We start from the raw sequence: 3933 nt of genomic DNA on the forward strand, positions 1-3933 counted from the left end.
GGATAAAACAGGTCTCCCCTCGCCCACTTTGACTGCACCAGCACCGGCTTTTGCTGCGTCAGCCGCAGAAAACCGGTTTCGCCGTGGTAGCTGCCCCAGCCGCTGTCGCCCACGCCGCCGAAAGGCAGGTTCTCGTGCGCGATGTGCATCAGCGTGTCGTTGACAGTGACGCCGCCGCTCACGGTGCGCGCCAGCACATGGTCGCGAGAACCGGTGTCGGTGCCGAACCAGTACAGCGCCAGCGGCCTGGGGCGGGCGTTGACATAGCCAATCGCGTCATCGATCGACGCATAGGGAATCACCGGCAGGATGGGGCCGAAGATTTCCTCGCTGAGCAGTTTCGAGCCGGCGGGTACATCGAACACCAGCACCGGCGCCATCTGCCGCGACGCCGCGCCCACACCGGGTGCACCGGCCTGGAGGGTTTGCAGGCGCGCGCCCTCGCCTTCAGCCTGGGCCAGCAGCGCCTGCAGGCGTTCATGGTGGCGCGGGCTGATGATGGCGGCGTAATCGGGGTTGCCAGCAATGGTGGGGAACAGCGTGGACACGGCGCGCGCAAAGGCTTCGCCAAAGGCCGTCTCGCTGCCTTTCGGCAGCAGCACGTAATCGGGTGCGATGCAAGTCTGGCCGGCGTTCAGCAATTTGCCGTGGGCAATCTTGATGGCAGCCTTGTCGATGTCGCAGGACGCGTCGATGATGCAGGGCGATTTGCCGCCCAACTCCAGCGTGGTGGGCGTGAGGTTGGCGGCCGCCGCTTCGGCGACCTTGCGGCCCACGGCGGTGGAGCCGGTGAAAAACAGGTGGTCAAACGGCAGCCCGGCAAATTCGGCGGCCAGGGCGCCGTCGCCCTGCACCACGCACAGCTCGTCAGGTGCGAAGGATTGTTCAATCAGGGTTGCCAGCAAGGCAGAAGTTTTCGGCGTCAGCTCACTGGGCTTGAGCATGACGCGGTTACCAGCCGCCAGCGCGGTGATGACAGGCCCAAGCGACAGCTGCACCGGGTAGTTCCACGGCGACACCACGCCCACCACACCCAAGGGCTGGCGCTGCAGGTAGGCCCGCGCGGGCTGCAAGTACAGCGGCGTGCGCACCTTCACGGGTTTCATCCACTTTGGCAAATGCCGGAGGGTACTGGACAGCAGCGAGCGCAGCACAAAGATGTCGGCGATTTCGGTCAGCTGGGGCGACCGCACGCCGAAGTCGGCATTGACGGCCTGGGCCAGCGCGCTGCCGTGCTCGTCCAGTAAGGTACGGATGCGCAGCAGGCGTTCCCGCCGCAGGGCCAGCGGCACCTCGGGCTGCGCGCGGCTGGCCTGGTGCTGGGCTTCAAACAATGTTCGAAGGACGGACGGAGGTGTGCTGGAACTCATCCGGCCATGATAGGGGCCACAGGGGCAGCGCAGTAGGGACGCAACTCCAGCAGCACTGCGGGTTGACCCTGAGGTACTTGACCCCATTTGCAGACTTGATGCAGAACCTATTGACGGTCTAAACGGGTTCTCAGGCATTTGACTGACAACCGCGCCGGCACTTATCCGCTATGGTGACTGGCAGGTAAACCATCCCTGATGAAAGTGTTTCATGGAATTCAAGGATTACTACAAGGTCATGGGCGTAGAGCGCAGTGCCACGCCCGACGAGATCAAAAAGGCACACCGCAAGCTGGCACGCAAATACCATCCCGACGTCAGCAAGGAAAAAAACGCCGAGGCACGCTTCAAGGAAATCGCCGAAGCCTACGAGGTGTTGCGCGATCCTGAAAAGCGCACCGCTTACGACCAACTGGGCGCCAACTACCAGGCCGGGCAGGACTTCCGCCCGCCGCCGGGCTGGAACCCGGGGCAGGCCTCGGGGGGTGCCGCCGGCGCTCCCCATTTTGGCGGAGCCGAAGGTTTTGACCACAGCGACTTTTTCGACGCGATCTTCCGCGGCATGGGCGGAGGGCCGCAAGGCCGGGGTGGTTTTGACGATATGCGCGGCAGCCGAAGCTTTGACATGCATGGCCAGGACCAGCACGCCAAAATCCAGATCGACATCGGCGACTCCTACAGCGGCGCCACGCGCAAGCTGCAGTTGCGCATGCCGATGGAGAGTGAAGCCGGCGTGACGATGCAGGACCGCAGCATCGAGTTCGTCATCCCCAAGGGCATACGCGCAGGCCAGCACATTCGCCTGGCGGGCCAGGGCTCTCCCGGTATGGGTCAGGGCAACCCGGGCGACCTTTACCTGGATGTTGAATTTYTGCCGCATGCCCTGTACCGTGCCGAGGGCCATGACGTGTATATGAATCTGCCCGTCGCGCCATGGGAAGCCGCGCTGGGCGCCGAGGTGGAAGTGCCCACGCCCACCGGCGAGGTGGAGCTGAAAATCCCGGCGGGCTCTGCCGGCGGGCGCAAGCTCAGGCTCAAGGGGCGCGGGCTGCCGGGCAAGACCCCGGGAGATTTTTATTTTGTGCTGCAGGTGGTCCTGCCGGCCGCGGACACGGATGCGGCAAAGAAAGCGTACGAAGACATGGCGGCGGCATTCAAGGCCTTCAGGCCGCGCGCCGCCCTGCAAACCTCGGGAGCCAAGGCATGAACACCCCCACCCGCTACCTCGCCGGCTTCATCCTGGAAGACCAGGATGAACTCACCCTTGACGATCTCTGCCGGGCCTGTGCCGCGCAGTCGGAGCTCATCGTGGACCTGGTACACGAAGGCGTGCTGGCGCCGATGGGAGAGGCTCCTGAGGTTTGGCGCTTCACCGGCGTGCACTTGCACCGCGCCACCGTGGCCGTGCGCCTGCAGCGCGACCTGGGGGTTAACCCAGCCGGTGCGGCGCTGGCACTGGAACTGATGGACGAACTGGACAACCTGCGCCGACAGCTACACCGTCTGCAGGACAACTGACCCACTGGCGCGGGCAATCTTTTATATAGGACAGATCATGGCGCTCGCTGCCAAAGCAGCATGGGAGAATTCGCGCCATGTCCACCGAAGCCGCGCCCGCCCTGAAAAACATCTTCGACAAGGCGCGCTATCGCCACATCGCGGCAGAAACCGCCGTGGTCTACCCACGTTTTGACAGCAAAAAGTTTCTCTCGCTCGCGCTGCCCGGCCTGGACGACCTTTCGCTGATGCAGCGCCTGCGCCGCACCAGCGAATGCCTGCACGCCACGCTGCCCGACGACTACCCGAAAACCATTGCCATCCTGCGCAAGCTGGCCCCGCGCATCAACAGCGGCTTTGTCACCCTGGTGCTGCCTGACTATGTGGGCCTGTATGGGCGCGATGATTTCGACACCTCCATGGAGGCGCTGAAGTTTTTCACCGCCTTCGGGACCTCGGAGTTCGCGATCCGCGAATTCGTCCGCCAGGATCCTGCGCGCACGCTGGCCGTGATGAAGACCTGGGCCAGGGACGAAAGCGAGCACGTGCGGCGCCTGGCCAGCGAAGGCAGCCGCCCTCGCCTGCCCTGGTCTTTCAGGCTGGATGCGCTGATGGCCGATCCGGACCTTGCCGCACCCATCCTGGATGCGCTCAAGGCCGACAGCAGCCTCTACGTACGCAAGTCGGTGGCCAACCACCTCAACGACGTCACCAAGCTGCACCCCGACTGGGTGCTGGAGCGCCTGAAGAGCTGGCCACTAGACAACCCGCACACTGCGTGGATTGCCCGGCACGCGCTGCGCACACTGATCAAGCAGGGCGACAGGCAGGCGCTGGGTGTGATCGGCGCCGGTAAAAAGGCGGACGTCGGCATCACCGGTTTGTCCATCACCCCCAAGAAACTCACCCTGGGCGAGCGGATGGCACTGTCGTTCACGCTGCAATCCACCTCGCGCCAAAGTCAGCGGCTGGTGGTGGACTACGCGGTGCACTACGTCAAGAAATCGGGCAGCAGCTCGGCCAAGGTATTCAAACTCAAGGAGTTGACGCTGGCCGCCGGCGAAAG

Annotated in this window: 4 protein-coding genes; 3 read left to right on the forward strand and 1 reads right to left on the reverse strand. The window is 64.1% G+C overall.

Going from position 1 to position 3933, the window contains the following annotated elements; translation table 11 throughout:
• A partial coding sequence (locus AC1D1X_RS17665) for a coniferyl aldehyde dehydrogenase (protein WP_477698778.1) occupies positions 1–1370 on the reverse strand: 1370 nt, incomplete at its 3' end.
• 211 nt (positions 1371–1581) lie between these two features.
• Here AC1D1X_RS17665 and AC1D1X_RS17670 point away from each other — a divergent pair.
• The 3 genes from AC1D1X_RS17670 to AC1D1X_RS17680 all read left to right on the forward strand — a co-directional run.
• On the forward strand, positions 1582–2577 hold the full coding sequence (locus tag AC1D1X_RS17670) for a DnaJ C-terminal domain-containing protein (protein ID WP_477669150.1): 996 nt from the start codon (positions 1582–1584) through the stop codon (positions 2575–2577).
• The gene (locus AC1D1X_RS17675; RefSeq protein ID WP_477669149.1) at positions 2574–2888 is read left to right on the forward strand and encodes a chaperone modulator CbpM; all 315 of its coding nucleotides are present in this window, start codon (positions 2574–2576) and stop codon (positions 2886–2888) included. Before AC1D1X_RS17670 ends, AC1D1X_RS17675 begins: the two co-directional genes overlap by 4 nt.
• A 77-nt stretch (positions 2889–2965) precedes the next feature.
• Positions 2966–3933 (forward strand): DNA alkylation repair protein (locus tag AC1D1X_RS17680; RefSeq protein WP_477698779.1); only part of this gene is annotated, 968 nt, incomplete at its 3' end.

The sequence above is a fragment of the Polaromonas sp. P1_G4 genome, from assembly GCF_056405475.1.

Excerpts from the sequence above, each read along its gene's own strand:
- AC1D1X_RS17675 (WP_477669149.1), top strand. The coding sequence starts at position 2,574 with ATGAACACCCCCACCCGCTACCTCGCCGGCTTCATCCTGGAAGACCAG.